The organism is Bacteroides zoogleoformans (genome assembly GCF_002998435.1).
Classification (GTDB): Bacteria; Bacteroidota; Bacteroidia; order Bacteroidales; family Bacteroidaceae; genus Bacteroides; species Bacteroides zoogleoformans.
The window spans coordinates 1,403,454-1,420,574 of the sequence record NZ_CP027231.1; the positions used below are offsets into that span (position 1 = coordinate 1,403,454).

General features: G+C 44.7%; 15 protein-coding genes and 4 tRNA genes. 3 read left to right on the forward strand and 16 right to left on the reverse strand.

Annotation, left to right across the window (positions count from 1 at the left end; translation table 11 throughout):
* Nucleotides 1-30: 30 nt before the first annotated feature.
* The 10 genes from nusG to rpsU all read right to left on the reverse strand — a co-directional run bounded on the left by nusG (nt 31) and on the right by rpsU (nt 4,009).
* Complete coding sequence (nusG, locus tag C4H11_RS06050; protein WP_106040871.1) at nt 31-573, reverse strand: transcription termination/antitermination protein NusG; 543 nt, start codon at nt 571-573, stop codon at nt 31-33.
* 12 nt (nt 574-585) lie between these two features.
* Entirely contained in the window at nt 586-774 is a 189-nt protein-coding gene (secE, locus tag C4H11_RS14650) for a preprotein translocase subunit SecE (protein ID WP_005825726.1), read from the reverse strand.
* 14 nt (nt 775-788) lie between these two features.
* Nucleotides 789-861 (reverse strand) — tRNA-Trp (locus tag C4H11_RS06060).
* A gap of 48 nt (nt 862-909) precedes the next feature.
* Complete coding sequence (gene tuf, locus C4H11_RS06065) at nt 910-2,094, reverse strand: elongation factor Tu (RefSeq protein WP_106040872.1); 1,185 nt, start codon at nt 2,092-2,094, stop codon at nt 910-912.
* A 52-nt stretch (nt 2,095-2,146) separates the two neighbouring features.
* Nucleotides 2,147-2,218, reverse strand: a tRNA-Thr gene (locus C4H11_RS06070).
* Between the two features lie 14 nt (nt 2,219-2,232).
* Nucleotides 2,233-2,315, reverse strand: a tRNA-Tyr gene (locus tag C4H11_RS06075).
* 62 nt (nt 2,316-2,377) lie between these two features.
* Nucleotides 2,378-2,451, reverse strand: a tRNA-Thr gene (locus C4H11_RS06080).
* 92 nt (nt 2,452-2,543) lie between these two features.
* Entirely contained in the window at nt 2,544-2,843 is a 300-nt protein-coding gene (gene hpf / locus C4H11_RS06085) for a ribosome hibernation-promoting factor, HPF/YfiA family (RefSeq protein ID WP_106040873.1), read from the reverse strand.
* A gap of 17 nt (nt 2,844-2,860) precedes the next feature.
* Nucleotides 2,861-3,745 carry a tyrosine-type recombinase/integrase gene (locus C4H11_RS06090; protein WP_106040874.1) on the reverse strand — a complete coding sequence of 295 codons (885 nt, stop codon included), beginning with the start codon at nt 3,743-3,745 and terminating at the stop codon, nt 2,861-2,863.
* Between the two features lie 72 nt (nt 3,746-3,817).
* Nucleotides 3,818-4,009, reverse strand: coding sequence for a 30S ribosomal protein S21 (gene rpsU, locus C4H11_RS06095; RefSeq protein WP_106040875.1), 192 nt, complete (start codon nt 4,007-4,009; stop codon nt 3,818-3,820).
* Between the two features lie 395 nt (nt 4,010-4,404).
* On the opposite strand from rpsU, the gene C4H11_RS06100 reads away from it, so the two are divergent.
* Both C4H11_RS06100 and C4H11_RS06105 read left to right on the forward strand, forming a co-directional pair.
* On the forward strand, nt 4,405-6,195 hold the full coding sequence (locus C4H11_RS06100) for an aminopeptidase P family protein (RefSeq protein ID WP_106040876.1): 1,791 nt from the start codon (nt 4,405-4,407) through the stop codon (nt 6,193-6,195).
* 20 nt (nt 6,196-6,215) lie between these two features.
* Complete coding sequence (locus C4H11_RS06105) at nt 6,216-6,731, forward strand: gamma carbonic anhydrase family protein (protein WP_106040877.1); 516 nt, start codon at nt 6,216-6,218, stop codon at nt 6,729-6,731.
* Between the two features lie 105 nt (nt 6,732-6,836).
* On the opposite strand, the gene C4H11_RS06110 is transcribed toward C4H11_RS06105, so the two are convergent.
* The gene (locus tag C4H11_RS06110) at nt 6,837-8,057 is read right to left on the reverse strand and encodes a 3-deoxy-D-manno-octulosonic acid transferase (RefSeq protein ID WP_106040878.1); all 1,221 of its coding nucleotides are present in this window, start codon (nt 8,055-8,057) and stop codon (nt 6,837-6,839) included.
* Nucleotides 8,058-8,084: 27 nt separating this feature from the next.
* Nucleotides 8,085-9,611, reverse strand: coding sequence for a glutamate--tRNA ligase (gene gltX, locus C4H11_RS06115; protein ID WP_106040879.1), 1,527 nt, complete (start codon nt 9,609-9,611; stop codon nt 8,085-8,087).
* A gap of 138 nt (nt 9,612-9,749) precedes the next feature.
* Between gltX and C4H11_RS06120 the strand changes: the two genes are divergently transcribed.
* Nucleotides 9,750-11,810 (forward strand): HD family phosphohydrolase, encoded by a 2,061-nt coding sequence (locus tag C4H11_RS06120; RefSeq protein WP_106040880.1) that lies wholly within the window; start codon nt 9,750-9,752, stop codon nt 11,808-11,810.
* 146 nt (nt 11,811-11,956) lie between these two features.
* Here C4H11_RS06120 and C4H11_RS06125 read toward each other — a convergent pair whose 3' ends face one another.
* The 4 genes from C4H11_RS06125 to C4H11_RS06140 all read right to left on the reverse strand — a co-directional run bounded on the left by C4H11_RS06125 (nt 11,957) and on the right by C4H11_RS06140 (nt 17,048).
* Nucleotides 11,957-12,613 carry a DUF4276 family protein gene (locus C4H11_RS06125; protein WP_106040881.1) on the reverse strand — a complete coding sequence of 219 codons (657 nt, stop codon included), beginning with the start codon at nt 12,611-12,613 and terminating at the stop codon, nt 11,957-11,959.
* A complete protein-coding gene (locus C4H11_RS06130; RefSeq protein ID WP_106040882.1) occupies nt 12,607-13,818 on the reverse strand; it encodes an AAA family ATPase in 1,212 nt (403 codons plus the stop codon). Before C4H11_RS06130 ends, C4H11_RS06125 begins: the two co-directional genes overlap by 7 nt.
* A gap of 301 nt (nt 13,819-14,119) precedes the next feature.
* Nucleotides 14,120-16,585, reverse strand: a complete 2,466-nt coding sequence (gene priA, locus C4H11_RS06135) for a replication restart helicase PriA (protein ID WP_106043166.1) — start codon at nt 16,583-16,585, stop codon at nt 14,120-14,122.
* Nucleotides 16,586-16,688: 103 nt separating this feature from the next.
* The gene (locus C4H11_RS06140; RefSeq protein ID WP_106040883.1) at nt 16,689-17,048 is read right to left on the reverse strand and encodes a hypothetical protein; all 360 of its coding nucleotides are present in this window, start codon (nt 17,046-17,048) and stop codon (nt 16,689-16,691) included.
* Nucleotides 17,049-17,121 lie beyond the last annotated feature (73 nt).

Below are 17,121 nucleotides of genomic sequence, written 5' to 3' on the forward strand. Positions count from 1 at the left end.
AATGAAGAATACTACAGCGTAACACCTGCACTATTCTTTCTCAACCTGCATAAAGCCTAATTCGAGCGGAGTTTTCCGTCCGAATATCTTCACCATGACCTTCAGTTTCTTCTTCTCGGTGTTCACTTCTTCAATGATTCCACTGAATCCGCTAAACGGACCATAATTCACTTTTACGGTCTCGCCGACTATGTACGGAATATTCAGCTCTTCACTGGACTCCTGCAATTCATCGACCGTACCAAGTATACGATTCACTTCTGACTGTCTCAGAGGAACAGGTTTATCCAATCCACCTAAGAACCCTATTACATTAGGAGTATTTCTCAAGTGGTGAGCCACCTCACCTACAAGAGTAGCCTCCACCAAAACGTAACCAGGGAGATAGCTTCTCTCCTTCACAATTTTTTTACCATTGCGAACCTGATATACTTTTTCGGTAGGAATCAATACCTGAGAAACGTAATCACCAAGGTTGCTGTTTTTAATATCAGCTTCAAGATATTCCTTTACCTTAGCTTCTTTTCCGCTAATAGCACGCAAGACGTACCATTTCTTTTCTATCTCAGACATTTCTCCTTAACTTTAGTGTGGATAAACAAATTCCATCAGATGTTGGAAACAGAAGTCCATCGCAAATACTACCACTGCAATTAGTAGGGAAGCATATAAAACAACTACTGCACTGTTAGTAAGTTCAGAATACGTAGGCCACGACACTTTATGAACAAGTTCGTCGTAAGTTTCTTTAAAATAAGCTACTATCTTCTTCATTTTAAAAATATTAGCACGGGAGGAGAGGCTCGAACTCCCGACACCCGGTTTTGGAGACCGGTGCTCTACCAACTGAGCTACTCCCGTTGAACATAATCAGTTCCCGACTATACCGAGAGCTGATTAAGATATTTATTAGTCAAGAATTTCTGTAATCTGACCGGAACCTACCGTACGACCACCTTCACGGATAGCGAAACGCAAACCTACGTTCAAAGCTACCGGATAAATCAATTCTACAGTAATTTCTACGTTATCGCCAGGCATTACCATTTCAGTTCCTTCCGGAAGAGTAATTTCACCTGTACAGTCCATCGTACGCAGATAGAATTGAGGACGGTATTTATTGTGGAACGGAGTGTGGCGGCCACCTTCTTCTTTCTTCAAAACATAGATAGAAGCTTTGAATTTAGAGTGAGGTTTGATCTGACCAGGTTTACAAAGAACCATACCACGTTTGATTTCGTTCTTGTCAATACCACGGAGCAACAAACCTACGTTGTCACCGGCTTCACCCTGATCGAGCAATTTGCGGAACATCTCAACACCTGTTACAACAGATTTCTTATCTTCACCCAAACCGAGGATTTCAACTTCATCACCTACATGGATAACACCGGCTTCGATACGACCGGTTGCTACAGTTCCACGACCAGTGATTGAGAATACGTCTTCAACCGGCATCAAGAACGGTTTATCAACATCACGCGGAGGCAGAGGAATCCAATTATCGCAAGCATCCATCAGCTCCATCACTTTATTTTCCCACTTCTCAACACCATTCAATGCGCCAAGAGCAGAACCTTGAATAAACGGAGTGTTGTCACCGTCGAATTCGTAAGCTGAAAGCAGTTCACGCATTTCCATTTCAACAAGCTCTAACATTTCGGCATCATCCACCATATCACACTTGTTCATAAACACTACCAATCTGGGAACGTTTACCTGACGAGCCAACAGGATGTGTTCGCGAGTCTGAGGCATCGGACCGTCAGTAGCAGCAACCACGATGATAGCACCATCCATCTGAGCAGCACCGGTAACCATGTTCTTCACATAGTCGGCGTGACCCGGACAGTCAACGTGCGCATAGTGACGGTTAGCAGTTTGATACTCTACGTGAGAAGTATTGATTGTAATACCTCTTTCTTTTTCTTCAGGAGCGTTGTCGATAGAATCGAAAGAACGCAATTCTGAAAGACCTTTTTTTGCCAACACAGTAGTGATAGCAGCAGTCAACGTGGTCTTACCGTGGTCAACGTGACCAATAGTACCAATGTTTACGTGCGGTTTGGTACGTTCGAATTTCTCTTTAGCCATAGCTTTACTTGTTTATTTATTTGATTAATAATCAGCTTTTACATTTTTTATGAGCTGTTACCGGGACTTGAACCCGGGACCTCTTCCTTACCAAGGAAGTGCTCTACCACTGAGCTATAACAGCAAGATATAGAGTTGTGGGCAAAGATGGATTCGAACCACCGAAGGCGTAAGCCAGCAGATTTACAGTCTGCCCCATTTGGCCACTCTGGTATTTGCCCCTCTTATTGTCAAAAAACTTTTTCCTTCTTCAAGTTGCCCAACAAAAAACGTTGAAGGCTTGAGCCTCTTGTCGGATTCGAACCAACGACCCCGAGATTACAAATCACGTGCTCTGGCCAACTGAGCTAAAGAGGCAAACTTAAAAATGCAACCGTCACGTATCATAGCGGGCGAAACGGCTGCAAATTTAGGCATTTATTTTTTACCCGCAAAATTTTAGCGGGAAATTATTTAGTTCGCTGTTTTTCCTTATATTTCACCAGCTGTTTTTCCAAAGCTTCCAAAGAAAGATCCACCGCTTCTTCAAATGTATCACAAACCTTATTGGCATACAACTCTCCATTGGGGACCACTACCTTTACTCCTACTTCTTTATTTTCAGCTGTTTCCGGTTTTACAACCTTTAATGACACCTCTACTTTCTTTATATCGTCGTAAAACTTCTCCAACTTGACCACCTTTTTTTGGATAAAGGCCTGCAGCTGCTCTGACGCGTCAAAGTGAATCGATTGAATTCTTACTTCCATACTTACCTCCTTTTTACTTAGGCTCGCGGATGAGCCTGGTTATACACTTTTTTTAGTTCCTCAAAAGTGGTATGCGTATAAACTTCCGTTGTCGCCAAGCTTTCGTGCCCGAGAAGCTCCTTTATGGAATTTAAATCAGCGCCATGATTCAACATGACCGTCGCAAAGGTATGCCTCAACACATGGGGACTTCTTTTCTTTACAGTCACCACTTTTGATAGATTCCGTTTCACTAATGTTGCCACAAAACTCGGATAAAGCCGTTGTCCGCCTTTTCTGACAAAAAAGGCGTCCGACCGTAGCGGAAATTTCTCATTTCTTTTGTTGACATATTCGCGCATAGACGCCTCCAACTCCTTAGCAAAAGGTATTAGGCGCTGCTTGCTTCTCTTTCCCGTCACTTTTATCAAAGCCGCAGAAAAATCCACATCCGCATCGTTCAACCCCACTAATTCCGAAAGACGCATCCCGGTAGCATAAAACATCTCAATAATCATACGATCCCGGCAACCTTCAAAACTTTCTCCGAAATCTACGTCATCTAACAAACGGTCCATCTCGTTTTCCTTCAGAAAGACCGGAAGCGGCTTCTTTTTTTTAGGCCCTACCACTTTCTGCAATGGATCGGCTGCCACCAATCCCTCCCGCAGGAGAAATCGAAAATACGTTCTTATGGAGCTAAGTTTACGGTTGATGGTAGAAGCACACCGTCGCTCGTCCATCAAGGATGCAATCCAATCACGAACAAGCTCCGCATCTACCTTCTCGGGCGTCATGCTCCCAAGCTGTTCTTCACCAAACTTTTGCAATTCCATAATATCCGCCTTATAGCACTCTACTGTGTTTTCGGCATAGTTCCGCTCATGCAAAAGGTAGTCAAGAAAAGAATCTGTCAACAACATTTCGCTACATATCTAAATCATGTGACGAATGTATAAAAAAGAATTCAATAATTCAAAGGAATTTACGAATTATTAATCTTCTACTTGCTGAAGTTTCTGGACGTAAATGGCACGTTCTTTATTAAGTCTCTTAATCACAGAAGGTTTGTCAAACTGCTGCCTGCGTCTCAATTCCTTAACGATACCGGTCTTTTCAAATTTTCTTTTGAACTTCTTCAGCGACTTTTCAATGTTTTCGCCTTCTTTTACAGGTACTACAATCATTTTCTTTTTATTAAATGTTAATGGTTTAAAGTTTCACGATTAAATCGAGCGGCAAAATTACACATACTTTCTTTATTCACAAAACTTTCTGAAAAAAAACTATCAACCCAGGATAAAAGAAGTATCCAAAGAAGAAGTAAAAACCGCATTACCAGAAGTCGAACAACGTTTCCTTCCGGAAGTCATTTTTGAGGATTTTTGTCAGTTTTTTCTGAAGAGCATAGCGGTCTATGTGACAAAAGAAAACAAAAAGACCGAAAATAAGCTCATAAATGAGTGATAAAATCTTAAAAATCAGAACAGATTCCAAGTCTTAAACAGAGAAAATAAAGCGGATATAGTTTTTTTCAAAGAAAGTAAGTAACTTTGGAGAAAGAATATAAAAATCTAAAAAAATGAATCAAACAGTCTGTGAAAAAATAAAAGCCTTGCGCATCATGTTCCGTCAAGAAAACATAGCGGCTTTCATCGTACCCAGCACCGACCCGCATCTCAGCGAATACGTAGCGCCACATTGGAAGTCCAGGGAATGGATTTCCGGATTCACCGGATCGGCAGGTACCGTAGTCATCACTTGCGAAAAGGCGGGTCTATGGACCGACTCTCGTTATTTCTTACAAGCCGACCGGCAATTGAAAAACAGCGGAATAGAGCTATACAAGGAAATGCTACCTGAAACGCCTACTATCTCCGCCTTTCTGGGTGCAAACCTCAATCATGGAGATACCGTAGGTATTGACGGCGAAGTGTTCTCTGTGGAGGAAGTCAGACAACTTGAAAAGCTGTTGCTGAAAAACAATATTTTCATAAAAAGCATCTCCGACCCCATGAATAGTATATGGGCAGACCGCCCTGCCATGCCGGAAGAGCCGGGATTTATATACCCCACACAACATGCAGGAAAAACACCCCGAGAAAAACTGACTGCCATCCGGAAAGAGATGAAAAAGAACGGTGCCGACGCTCTGCTTGTTTCTTCACTGGATGAAATAGCATGGACACTGAATATCCGTGGCAACGATGTGCACTGCAACCCGGTCGTTTTGAGCTATCTGATTATAGAAGAGCATACTGTCCACCTTTTTATCCACCCGCAGAAAGTGACAAAAGCTCTTTCCACCCACCTCGAAGAAGCCGGAGTATCCATCCACGACTATGGCGAAATAATGCCTTTCCTCAACCACATCACTGCCGGAAACATCTTGTTGAATCCTGCCAAAACAAACTATGCCGTTTACTCGGCCATAAGTCACCAATGCCATATCATCGAGGGAACGTCACCGATAACTCTTTTGAAGGCCATCCGCAATGAGCAGGAGATAGCCGGCATCCGGGCAGCCATGCAACGCGATGGAATAGCTTTGGTTAAATTCCTGAAATGGCTGGAAGAAACAGTGCCCACCGAACAAGAGACGGAAATCAGCATAGACAAAAAGTTACACGAATTTCGCTCTGCCCAACCTCTTTACATGGGAGAGAGTTTCGACACTATTGCCGGATACGGACCGCATGGAGCCATCGTACACTATGAAGCCATTCCTGAGACCGATGCCCCACTAAAGCCGAAAAGTTTTCTGTTATTAGACTCGGGCGCACAGTATTTGGATGGAACCACAGATATCACCCGTACCATTGCTCTGGGAGAATTGACAGAAGAAGAAAAGACAGACTACACCTTGGTTCTGAAAGGACACATAAATTTAGCGATGGCCATTTTCCCCGAAGGTACACGCGGAACGCAATTGGATGTACTGGCCCGCATGCCGATGTGGCAACATCGCATGAACTTCCTTCATGGAACGGGACATGGAGTAGGACATTTTCTCAATGTACACGAAGGTCCGCAAAGTATCCGCATGAATGAAAATCCGACCTGTTTGCAAGCCGGAATGGTGACATCAAACGAACCGGGAATTTATAAAGCCGGAAGCCACGGAGTGCGCATAGAAAACCTGCTCCTTACCGTAGAGGCCGGTGAAGGCATGTACGGAAAATACCTGAAATTCGAGACAATCACCCTCTGCCCCATCTGCCAAAAAGGCATTCGCAAAGAGTTGTTGACAACAGAAGAAATCGAATGGCTGAACGATTATCATCAGAAAGTGTACGAACGTCTTTCACCAGACTTGAACAAAGAAGAACAAGAATGGTTGAGAGAAGCCTGCGCCCCACTAACAAATCACTAACCAACTAATCACTAAAAAAAATGGCAATCATAAAATCAGTAAGGGGCTTCACCCCCGAAATAGGAGAGAATTGTTTTTTGGCTGACAATGCAGCCATCATCGGCGATGTAAAAATGGGATACGATTGCAGCGTCTGGTTCAGTGCAGTACTGCGAGGAGATGTAAATTCCATTCGCATCGGTAATGGAGTAAATATTCAAGACGGAAGCGTACTTCACACATTGTACCAAAAGTCAACCATAGAAATAGGCAACCACGTGTCCGTAGGGCATAACGTCACCATACACGGAGCCACTATCAAGGACTATGCTTTGGTAGGGATGGGCTCTATCATACTCGACCATGCCATTGTCGGTGAAGGGGCCATTGTGGCGGCCGGTTCTTTGGTACTAAGCAACACCATTATCGAGCCGGGCAGTATCTGGGGAGGAGTCCCTGCCAAATTTATCAAGAAGGTAGATCCTGCCCAAGCCAAAGAACTGAATGAGAAAATCGCTCACAACTATCTGATGTATTCCAATTGGTACAAAGAGTAATAACGCATGTCAGCCGAGAAAATCTTCCGGCTGACTGACATACATTCCTCTCCACGACATTCGAGGCCAATTAAAGCCATCAGAGTTTTCTTCTCACCCAAAGCACTAAAAGTTAATCATGCTCATTATCTTATCCGTTGCTCCGGCATTGTCGGTCACATATTTACCGGCATTCACCCCCACTTCATGCAGAAACTCTTTGTCTGACAGCATACGGTCGAGCAGACCCTTCAACTCATCATAATCCTTCACCGAGAAAGCCCCTCCGGCTTCAATCAAATGGATAGCTTCCTGAAACTTCTGGTATTTAGGTCCGAAAATGACCGGAATGCCATAAACCGCAGCCTCCAGCGTATTGTGTATCCCCACGCCGAAACCGCCTCCGACATAGCTGATTTCGCCATAGCGATAAATGGAAGAGAGTAGCCCGAAACAATCTATAATCAGACAGTCAGCCCTACATACATTTTTCTCATCCGCACGGGTATACCGCACGTAGGGACGTTTCAACTTACGAATTATCTCCACCAGATGATTCTCATCGATGACATGCGGAGCGATAATCAGCTTCACATCCGGATGCTCGTTAAAGTATTCTATGAACAAATCTTCATCCGGCTGCCAAGAACTTCCTGCCACAAACGTCATCGTATTGTTCTTGAAAAGCTCCACCAAAGGCAACTCTTTGGCCTCCTGACGTATTTGCAGCACACGGTCGAACCTCGTATCCCCTACCACCGTAGCACGATTGATGCCTATCTTTGCCAAATAGCGCTTAGAGCGCTCGTTCTGAACGAACAAGTGGTCGAAGTTGCGCAACACGTGCCTATACGCACCGCCATACCATTTGAAAAACACTTGCCCACGACGAAAGATGGAAGAAATGCTATATACCGGAATACGGCGTTTATGCAATTCATCCAAATAATTCTTCCAGAATTCATACTTGATAAAGAAAGCCATACAAGGATTCACAATATCCAAAAACTTCTTTACATTGCGAGGTTTATCGAAAGGCAGATAACAAACAACGTCGGCTCCCCTGTAATTTTTACGGACTTCATAACCCGAGGGAGAGAAGAAAGTTAGCAAAATGCCATAATCCGGATATTGGGCACGAATTTGTTCTATCAGCGGTCGTCCTTGCTCAAATTCTCCGAGAGAAGCGGCATGAAACCAAATATAACGTTTCTCTTTCTCCAATTGCTGGCGAAGCAGTTCGTAAACCACCCAATGTCCTTTCATCATCTTCCGGGGCTTCCGGCTGAACGGAGCAGCCAAATGTACCAAAAAATCATAAACGACTATGGCAAGATTGTATAGCATACTACTACAATTCTTTCATTATTCATTTCATTTCAGAATATCGATGGCGCATTGTATGCGAACCAGCGTTTCTTCCTTTCCTATCAATTCGGTAATATCGAACATATGTGGACCTTTGCACTCTCCCACCACGGCCAGGCGAAAAGCATTCATCACATTACCCATGTGATAGCCACGTTCCGTAATCCAGCCAATGACAATATCCTCCGAAGGTTTGGACGAGAAATCAGCGATGCCCTTCAATACATCCATCAGCTCTGTCATGATGCGGGGCGTTTCTTCGGACCAGCGCTTCTTCACATCCTTTTCAGCATATTCGGTAGGAGCAATGAAGAAGAAACGGGTTTGCTCCCACAATTCCTTTACAAAGTTCACACGGCCCTTCACGAGAGAAACCACTTTGGCCAAGAACTCATCGCTGTATTTGTCCGCATCAATGCCATTGACCTTGAGCACCGGCTTAAATAAACAAGCAATCTCTTCATCAGGTTTCATCATGATGTATTCATGATTGAACCAAATACCTTTCTTATAATCAAACTTTGCACCCGACTTGCTGCAATGACTCAAATCGAAAAGTTTCACCAATTCGTCCATCGTCATCAGTTCCTGATCGTTACCGGGATTCCATCCCAGCAAAGCCAAGAAGTTGATTACCGCCTCCGGCAAATATCCCGACTCGCGATACCCCGAAGAAACATCCCCCAATTTGGGGTCATGCCATTCCAACGGAAAAACCGGAAAGCCCAGACGGTCACCATCGCGTTTGCTTAATTTTCCGTTACCTTCAGGTTTAAGCAACAAGGGCAAGTGAGCAAAGGCTGGCATGGTATCTTCCCAACCAAAAGCACGGTAGAGCAATACATGCAGGGGAGCCGAAGGCAACCATTCTTCACCGCGAATCACATGAGACACCTCCATCAGATGGTCGTCCACAATATTCGCCAAATGATAAGTAGGTAGCTCGTCGGCCGATTTATAGAGCACCTTGTCGTCAAGGATAGACGAGTTTATCACCACTTCGCCGCGAATCAGGTCGTTAACGTGTATATCTTCGTCCGGTTCAATCTTGAAGCGCACCACATATTGCTCTCCGGCAGCGATCAAGGCATCCGCTTCCTCCTTGGAAAGGGTCAGTGAGTTACGCATCTGCATACGAGTAGAGGCATCATACTGGAAATTCGCAATTTCGGCACGTTTGGTTTCCAACTCCTGTGGGGTATCGAAAGCCACATATGCCTTCCCTGCCTCCAATAGAACCTGCACATACTTCTTGTATATTTCCCGACGTTCCGACTGGCGATACGGCCCATAGTTTCCACCGAAACTCACTCCTTCGTCAAAGGGAATGCCCAGCCATCTGAAAGACTCCAGAATATACTCTTCAGCACCCGGCACAAAGCGGTTGGAGTCCGTATCCTCAATACGGAAAATCAAGTCACCGCCATGCTGGCGGGCAAAGAGATAATTATACAAAGCTGTACGCACGCCACCAATATGCAACGCTCCCGTAGGACTCGGAGCAAAACGGACTCTGACCTTTCTTTCTGCCATACCTTATCTTAACTTATAAATATTTAATCCCTTATTTATCGGTTTCTCTGCATTAAATATGCTTTTGAATGGCAAAATTAAGCCTTTTTTTTCACACTAATGTTTTTTTTCGTACTTTTCGCAAAAATTTCAGTCGTTATGAGTTACTTCAATCCCCAAAAAGAATTCTCTCTGAGAGATTTGCTATACAGAGCACTGATTTTCATCGGCACAGTGGGGCTTATTGTCTATTTTTTGCCCCGAGACGGTAAATTCAACTATCAATTTGACATCGACAAGCCTTGGAAATACGGACAACTCATGGCCACATTCGACTTCCCGATATACAAAGCCGACGAAGTGGTGAAGCGCGAACAAGATAGCATCTTATCTTCTTTCCAGCCCTATTTCCAGTTCGACAAAGAGGTTGAAAAGAAGGCCCTTGCCAAACTGAAAACCGACTATCAAAGCCACCTGCGCGAGTTGCTTCCCTCCACAGACTATGTCCGTTTTCTGGAAAGAACGCTATCCGAGATATATCGTGCCGGCATCGTTGCCACCGAAGAGTTGAACAATTTATATGAAGACAGCGTCGCTTCCATCATGATAATCAAGGACAAAATGGCCTATCAGCAACTCACGGAAAAGGTCTACTCGGTGAAAGATGCCTACCACTACATCCTCACCGCCGATAGCAGTAAATACCGGCCGGAGATTCTTCGCCAATGTTCCCTGAACGAATATTTGTTCCCCAATCTGACTTACGACAAGCAGCGGACAGAAACCGCCCGAAAAGAGATACTCAACGACTATTCATGGGCCAACGGCATCGTACTGAGCGGTCAGAAAATCATCGACCGTGGAGAAATCGTCAGTCAAGAGACATACAACATACTCGAGAGCCTTCGGAAAGAATCCATCAAGCGCAGCGAGTCCATCGGACAAAAACGACTGATACTGGCCGGGCAGATTCTGTTCACCGGCATCTTCATGCTGTGCTTTATGCTCTATCTCGATCTATTCCGCAAAGACTACTACAAGCGTAGAGGCAGCCTTTCCTTACTCTTTGCTTCAGTCACATTCTATTGTGTGCTGACAGCCATCATGGTTGCCAACAATTTCTTCAATGTCTACATCATTCCGTATGCCATGCTGCCTGTCATCATACGGGTTTTCCTCGATTCGCGCACGGCATTCACCGCCCAAGTGACCACCATACTGATATGTTCCATCTGCCTGCGTTATCCGCACGAATTCATTCTTCTGCAACTTTCCGCCGGATTAGTCGCCATCATCAGCCTGAGGGAACTGTCACAACGTTCGCAGCTGTTTCGCACCGCTTTCCTTGTGATACTGACCTACGCAGCCGTGTACTTGGCCTTCGAATTGATTACGGAAAACGATTTGTCGAAACTCAACGGAAGCATGTACACCTATTTCATCATCAACGGGATTTTACTGCTGTTTGCATACCCCTTGCTCTTCCTCGTGGAAAAAACCTTCGGCTTCACGTCCAATGTCACGTTGGTGGAGCTGTCCAATATCAACAACAGCTTGTTACGCCGCATGGCCGAAACTGTTCCCGGCACGTTCCAGCACTCAATGCAGGTCGCCAACCTTGCCGCAGAAGCCGCCAACCGCATCGGGGCCAAAAGCCAGTTGGTGCGTACCGGAGCACTGTATCATGACATCGGGAAGATGGAGCACCCGGTGTTCTTCACCGAAAACCAGTCGGGGAACGTCAATCCGCATAAAAACCTAAGTTACGAGCAGAGCGCACAAGCCATCATCAGCCATGTGACGGACGGACTGAAGCTGGCGGAAAAGCACAATCTGCCCAAAGTCATCAAAGATTTCATCACCACTCATCATGGCCGCGGCAAGACAAAGTATTTTTATATCTCTTGGAAGAACGAGCACCCGGGCGAAGAGCCCGACGAGGAACTGTTCACCTACCCCGGCCCCAACCCGTTCACCAAAGAACAGGCAGTCCTCATGATGGCCGATTCTGTCGAAGCAGCCTCACGCAGCCTTCCCGAATATACCGAAGAGAGCATCGGCAACCTTGTGGACAAGATCATAGACTCGCAGGTGGCAGAAGGATTCTTCAAACAATGCCCCATCACCTTCAAGGATATCGACACAGTAAAAAACGTGTTCAAGGAAAAACTTAAAACGATATATCATACCCGCATCAGTTATCCCGAACTAAAAAAATAAGCGCCATGGAAGTGCTTTACAATCAACTGCCGCCACAGGTTATTCTACATCAGAAAGGGTGTCCAGAAAGAAAAAGAAGCTAAACGAGTTGCTATCACTCCTCAATGAAAGTTTGTCATTGAGGAGGATTTATCCAGATATTTATGTCAATTGTTTATAAACAAGCAAAAACGTTGCAATTCATTGTCCAACGCCTTTAATGCTGTAACATCTAAAGCGTCTAATAATACCGGTGCAGTTTTAAGTTTTCCATACCTTGCACTTTTCTTATTCTTGATATTTATAAAAAAACGCTTCATTATTATCTTTAATTTTTCAGAAGGTTTAGATATTTCTTCGACATCCTTATTCTTCAAAATTGAATGTCCTGCAATATTTGTACTATCCTTTTTCGTGTATCCTTCTTTTTGGGCCCATTCATCCAAACAATATGGTTGTTTAAGAAACCAAGCTTCCATTTCTTGAATCATAAAAAAAACGGCTTCCCTTTTCCCCTCAGGGATTATAATCGTTTTTTCAGGATGTTCACTATTTGTCAATTTATTAAACCATAAATGTTTATTTTTCGGAGGCAAGTCTGAATCAACAAAAAGCCCTATCGTTGTCGAAGTTTCAATGAACAGTTTTGTCGCATTACGGTATCCCTTTCCCATAAAGATTGTTATTTCAACATCATCTCTGCCAAGTAATCTTGTAAAAAACTTATACAGCGACTCCCTTAATGCTTCTGCATTATTTGCGGTTTCCGCAGATACATTTTCGGTGTAAACACCGCCCTCAACTATTAAAGTTAACTTTACCATCTTTTGCCGCCAATTTGACCTAACAGCCACATCTGCCCCGGCAGATAATCCCCCTCCCAATCAGGGAAATCATCTTCTGACACAGTGCGAACGACTGTAGAATTTTCTTCATTTTTCTCAAAAACAAGAACATCTTCCAGTTCAAACTGATTTAAGAGGTGTGGTGAATGAGTTGCGGCAATAACTTGGGTTTGTCCGGCAGCATACTTTATCATTTCAGCTACTGAACGAATCATATCAGGATGCAATCCTCTTTCCGGTTCATCTATTGCCACTAATGCTCCACGCAAGGGATTGTAAAAGACACTCTCTAACAGCAAAAATCTTAATGTTCCATCCGATATGTGTAAGGCTCCTATGGCACGACTCATATTTTTTTCGAGTAATGATAAATATGATTGACCATACAAATTGGTAATTTCTATACTCTTAAAATTGGGATTGATATTCCTGAAGGTGTCTTCTAAACGGGCAAAATCAAAGGTGTGATTAAGTTTAAGCAGATTTAAAATCTGAGATAGGTTTGCTCCATTTTTTCTTAAACGGACATCTGTTGAAAACTCAGTAATGGAACGCACCCTGCTACCTTCCTCTACATTAAAATTACTATACACAGAAAACGCTTCTATCGCTTTACGTAATGTATGAACAGGTAAATAATGTTTCGGGTCATTTATTTGGCGAAGAATTAATTCCTGCCCGGAGATATCACTATCTGTGTAATCTTGAAATAAAATTGCTGAATCTTGAGTACGTGTGCTGATTTTACCATTGCCGTTACTAAACTCCAAATATGTAAATGATGAGCCTGTTCTCCTTTTATGCTCCGTATACATTTTTTCATTTAATGTATAACTAGTGCCTGATTGGCGGATTGTTATACGGTAATATACATCCGATTTAAAATCTGCAGCAATGTTAATAGCATTCAGCTTTTTATAATCAAACACATATGTGATTTGTGCATATGGAGCTTTTCTATCACCATTAAAATTTACAACTTGGTCATATCCACCCCATTGCTCTTGAATAAGCTTTACTAAGCCTTCACCTACAATTCCTTCACTCAGTATACGTAAGGAGTTAATGAAAGAACTCTTTCCACTTCCATTTATACCCAATAGAAGATTTAGGCCATCTTTCAATTTAATCTCCTTTTCACCCTTAAAGGAAAAGAAGTCTCTCAGAACAATTGCCTTTAACATACTCCTTAATTATTTTATATTTTACTATTTCTCGCAAAGATACAAAAACTTTTCCTATATGATAACTAAACGCTTCTAAATCGCAATTCTTGTTTGAAATCAGAATCTGTTTTAATTTTATTTTAGCTTCTCTTATGAGATATTTTGCTCAGGCAAAGCACAAGTTTACTTCCCCTTCTCATACAACTTTTCTCCTTGAACTCAACAGGTTTTCTACTTGAGACCAATATAATCGACCGATGGCCTGCACATCATTGGTCGCTTGCCTGCACAACAATGGATAAACAACCTCTAAAAGTCCCTACATGGGATCTACATCGTAATAAACAATCAGTGACTTGAAACGGTCTTCGGCCACCATCTCCTTCTGCACCTGCACAAGCAACTCGCGCGCACGTGCCATCGGAGCCGTTGCCTCGATTTTCAAGACAATCTTACGGATGAACAACGTCTGCACGCGTGCCACGGGCGGTTTATCAGGACCCAGCACCCGACTGCCGAAAACGGCACGCAACTTGGCCGCCATGGTTTGCGCCATCAGGTCGAGCAACGTCTCGTTCCGGTTTTTCAGATAGACATACACCAGCCGATAATATGGCGGATAACGGAACATCTGCCGCTCGGCAAGCTGTCCGCCGGCCATGGCCTCGTAATCATTGGCAATGACTTGCGAAATAATGGGATGATCCACGCTTTTGGTCTGCAATATCACCTTTCCCCGTCCACTTCTCCGTCCGGCACGCCCCGCCACCTGCGCCATTAACTGGAAGGCCCGTTCGTAAGCACGGAAATCGGGATAATTCAATATCGTGTCGGCATTGAGAATCCCCACCACACTGACGCGGTCGAAATCCAACCCCTTGGATACCATCTGCGTACCTATCAGGATATCCGTTTTCCCCTGCTCAAAATCGGAAATGATGCGTTCGTATGCGGCGCGTGTACGGGCTGTATCCAAATCCATCCGGGCCACACGGGCTTCGGGGAAAAGCACTTTGATGTCGTCCTCAATCTTCTCCGTGCCAAACCCGCGATTGCGCAAATCTACGCCTTCGCATGCCGGACAGGCGCGCGGAAGTTGATAGGTATAACCGCAATAATGACAAGTCAGCCGATTCAGCCCCTTATGGTAGGTCAGACTCACATCACAATTCTTGCATTTGGGCACCCACCCGCACGTGTTACACTCTATCATGGGAGCAAAGCCGCGACGATTCTGGAACAGAATGACCTGCTCTTTCCGCTCCAGCGCCTCGCGCACGTATTGCAGCAGCAAGGGCGAGAAAGGGCCGTTCATCCTCTTCTTGCGGTGCAGCTCTTTGATGTCCACAGGAATAATCTCGGGCAATTGCAGCTCTTTATGCCGTTCTTTCAGCTCCACCAGCCCATACTTACCCGACAAGGCATTGTGCCAAGTCTCTACCGAAGGGGTGGCCGTGCCCAACAGGGTTTTGGCTCCGCACATTGATGCCAGCATAATGGCCGCATTGCGGGCATGATAGCGAGGGGCAGGGTCTTGTTGCTTGTAAGTGTTTTCATGCTCCTCGTCCACAATGACCAACCCCAAGTTACGAAAAGGAAGGAATACAGAAGAACGTACCCCCAAGATGATATCATAACTCTCTTCCGTCAACTGTTTTTGCCAGATTTCTACTCTCTCCGCATCCGGGAATTTAGAGTGATAGATGCCCAGACGAGCGCCGAAGACACGTTGCAGCCGTTCCGTAATCTGGGTGGTAAGAGCTATCTCCGGCAAAAGGTACAGCACTTGCTTCCCCCTACGGATGGTTTCTTCTATCAGATGGATATAAATCTCGGTCTTGCCGCTTGCCGTTACCCCATGCAACAGACAGACATTCTTTGTCCGGAAATTCTCCTGTATATCATAGAGTGCTTGCAGCTGATGTTTGTTCAGCTCATTGACGGGAACCGGCTGTTTGGTTTGTACCGTGTTCAGCCTATTCACTTCCCGAGAATAAACTTCAAAGACGCCACGCTCCACCAATGCGCCGAATACACCCGGGGTGGCAGACGCACGCTGCAACAACTCTGCTTTGGAGATTTCTTTTACCTCGCTCCCTCCCGGGCAACCGGAAAGTTCGATGTATTTCATCAACAGCTCAAACTGTTTGGACGCCCGGCGCTGTAACTCGTCGAAAAAGAAATGCAGCCGGCGCTCATTGCTCGCGGCAGCAGTCAGGCGCACACAGATTTCCGTCTTAGGCTTGTAAGTACTCCGCAACTCTTCTTTCACAAAGATGGCTTCTCGGTCGAGCAACGCCTTCACCACAGAAAGGATATTCCTGATACCGCTTTCTTTCTCCAATTTGGTGACGCTCTGTTCCGGTTCGGCCGAAAGTATATCCAGAATCTTCTGTTCTTTCTCCGGAAGGAGGACTTCGGATTCGAAATCCGGATTATATTCCACGATTGTTTCGCTTTCCAGCTTCAGCCCCGATGGCAAGGCCGCCTTATAGACATCACCCGAAGTACAGAGATAGTAATCGGCCAGCCATTCCCAAAAAGCGAATTGCCCGGGAAGCAGTATCGGGGCGGCATCCAGCAATGCCGAGACCTCTTTCACCTCATACTCGGTGGGCGCGCACCGGTGCACCTTACACACAATCGCCGTATAGTACTTCTTCCGTCCGAAAGGCACCACCACCCGGCATCCCGCCCGTACTTCATCCGCCCACTCTTCCGGCAAGGAATAAGTGAAACTACCGTGCAAAGGCAATGGCAATATGACATCCACGAATTTCTTCATCTTGACGGCAAAGATACGACAAAGCAAGAGAGAATAAAAAAAAGACCGCCTCCTTTTTATTGAAAGGAGACAGCCTAATTCTGTCGGCAAAATATTGGTCCGTTTACTGATACTTCACCTCTACCCCCATGGTTTCATGCCTCATTTCGCGTTCGCTGCGATAGAGTTTTCCTTTTCTCAGGTAATAGAATTCCTGATTACCGGCAAACTCGATGTTGGCATACTCCAAATTGTCATCTGATTTGCAGGCTTTCCACGTACTTTCATACGTCACCGAGTCAGAGAATGTGATGAGGGTTGTAGAGTCTTCGTGCAATTCAAAGCGTATTCCGGTCTCCGTATAAAATGTTCCGGCAAAAGGATGAGATTCATCCGCCGATTTAGAACCGGAGCCCATATTGCCGCACGAATACAATGCGGACAAACAAACAATCATCAATACTGTCCAAAAAGTTGCTTTCATATTTTTCATTCGTTTATTAAAAGAGAGAGAGTGCCCTCACCAGAGAACACCCTCTTTCCTTATTTATTGATTA

Coding starts and splice junctions, on each gene's coding strand:
- C4H11_RS06125 (WP_106040881.1), bottom strand. CDS start 12,613: ATGGTAAAGTTAACTTTAATAGTTGAGGGCGGTGTTTACACCGAAAAT.
- C4H11_RS06090 (WP_106040874.1), bottom strand. CDS start 3,745: ATGTTGTTGACAGATTCTTTTCTTGACTACCTTTTGCATGAGCGGAAC.
- C4H11_RS06120 (WP_106040880.1), top strand. CDS start 9,750: ATGAGTTACTTCAATCCCCAAAAAGAATTCTCTCTGAGAGATTTGCTA.
- priA (WP_106043166.1), bottom strand. CDS start 16,585: ATGAAGAAATTCGTGGATGTCATATTGCCATTGCCTTTGCACGGTAGT.
- C4H11_RS06130 (WP_106040882.1), bottom strand. CDS start 13,818: ATGTTAAAGGCAATTGTTCTGAGAGACTTCTTTTCCTTTAAGGGTGAA.
- gltX (WP_106040879.1), bottom strand. CDS start 9,611: ATGGCAGAAAGAAAGGTCAGAGTCCGTTTTGCTCCGAGTCCTACGGGA.
- C4H11_RS06100 (WP_106040876.1), top strand. CDS start 4,405: ATGAATCAAACAGTCTGTGAAAAAATAAAAGCCTTGCGCATCATGTTC.
- secE (WP_005825726.1), bottom strand. CDS start 774: ATGAAGAAGATAGTAGCTTATTTTAAAGAAACTTACGACGAACTTGTT.
- rpsU (WP_106040875.1), bottom strand. CDS start 4,009: ATGATTGTAGTACCTGTAAAAGAAGGCGAAAACATTGAAAAGTCGCTG.
- C4H11_RS06105 (WP_106040877.1), top strand. CDS start 6,216: ATGGCAATCATAAAATCAGTAAGGGGCTTCACCCCCGAAATAGGAGAG.
- C4H11_RS06140 (WP_106040883.1), bottom strand. CDS start 17,048: ATGAAAGCAACTTTTTGGACAGTATTGATGATTGTTTGTTTGTCCGCA.
- nusG (WP_106040871.1), bottom strand. CDS start 573: ATGTCTGAGATAGAAAAGAAATGGTACGTCTTGCGTGCTATTAGCGGA.
- tuf (WP_106040872.1), bottom strand. CDS start 2,094: ATGGCTAAAGAGAAATTCGAACGTACCAAACCGCACGTAAACATTGGT.
- C4H11_RS06110 (WP_106040878.1), bottom strand. CDS start 8,057: ATGCTATACAATCTTGCCATAGTCGTTTATGATTTTTTGGTACATTTG.
- hpf (WP_106040873.1), bottom strand. CDS start 2,843: ATGGAAGTAAGAATTCAATCGATTCACTTTGACGCGTCAGAGCAGCTG.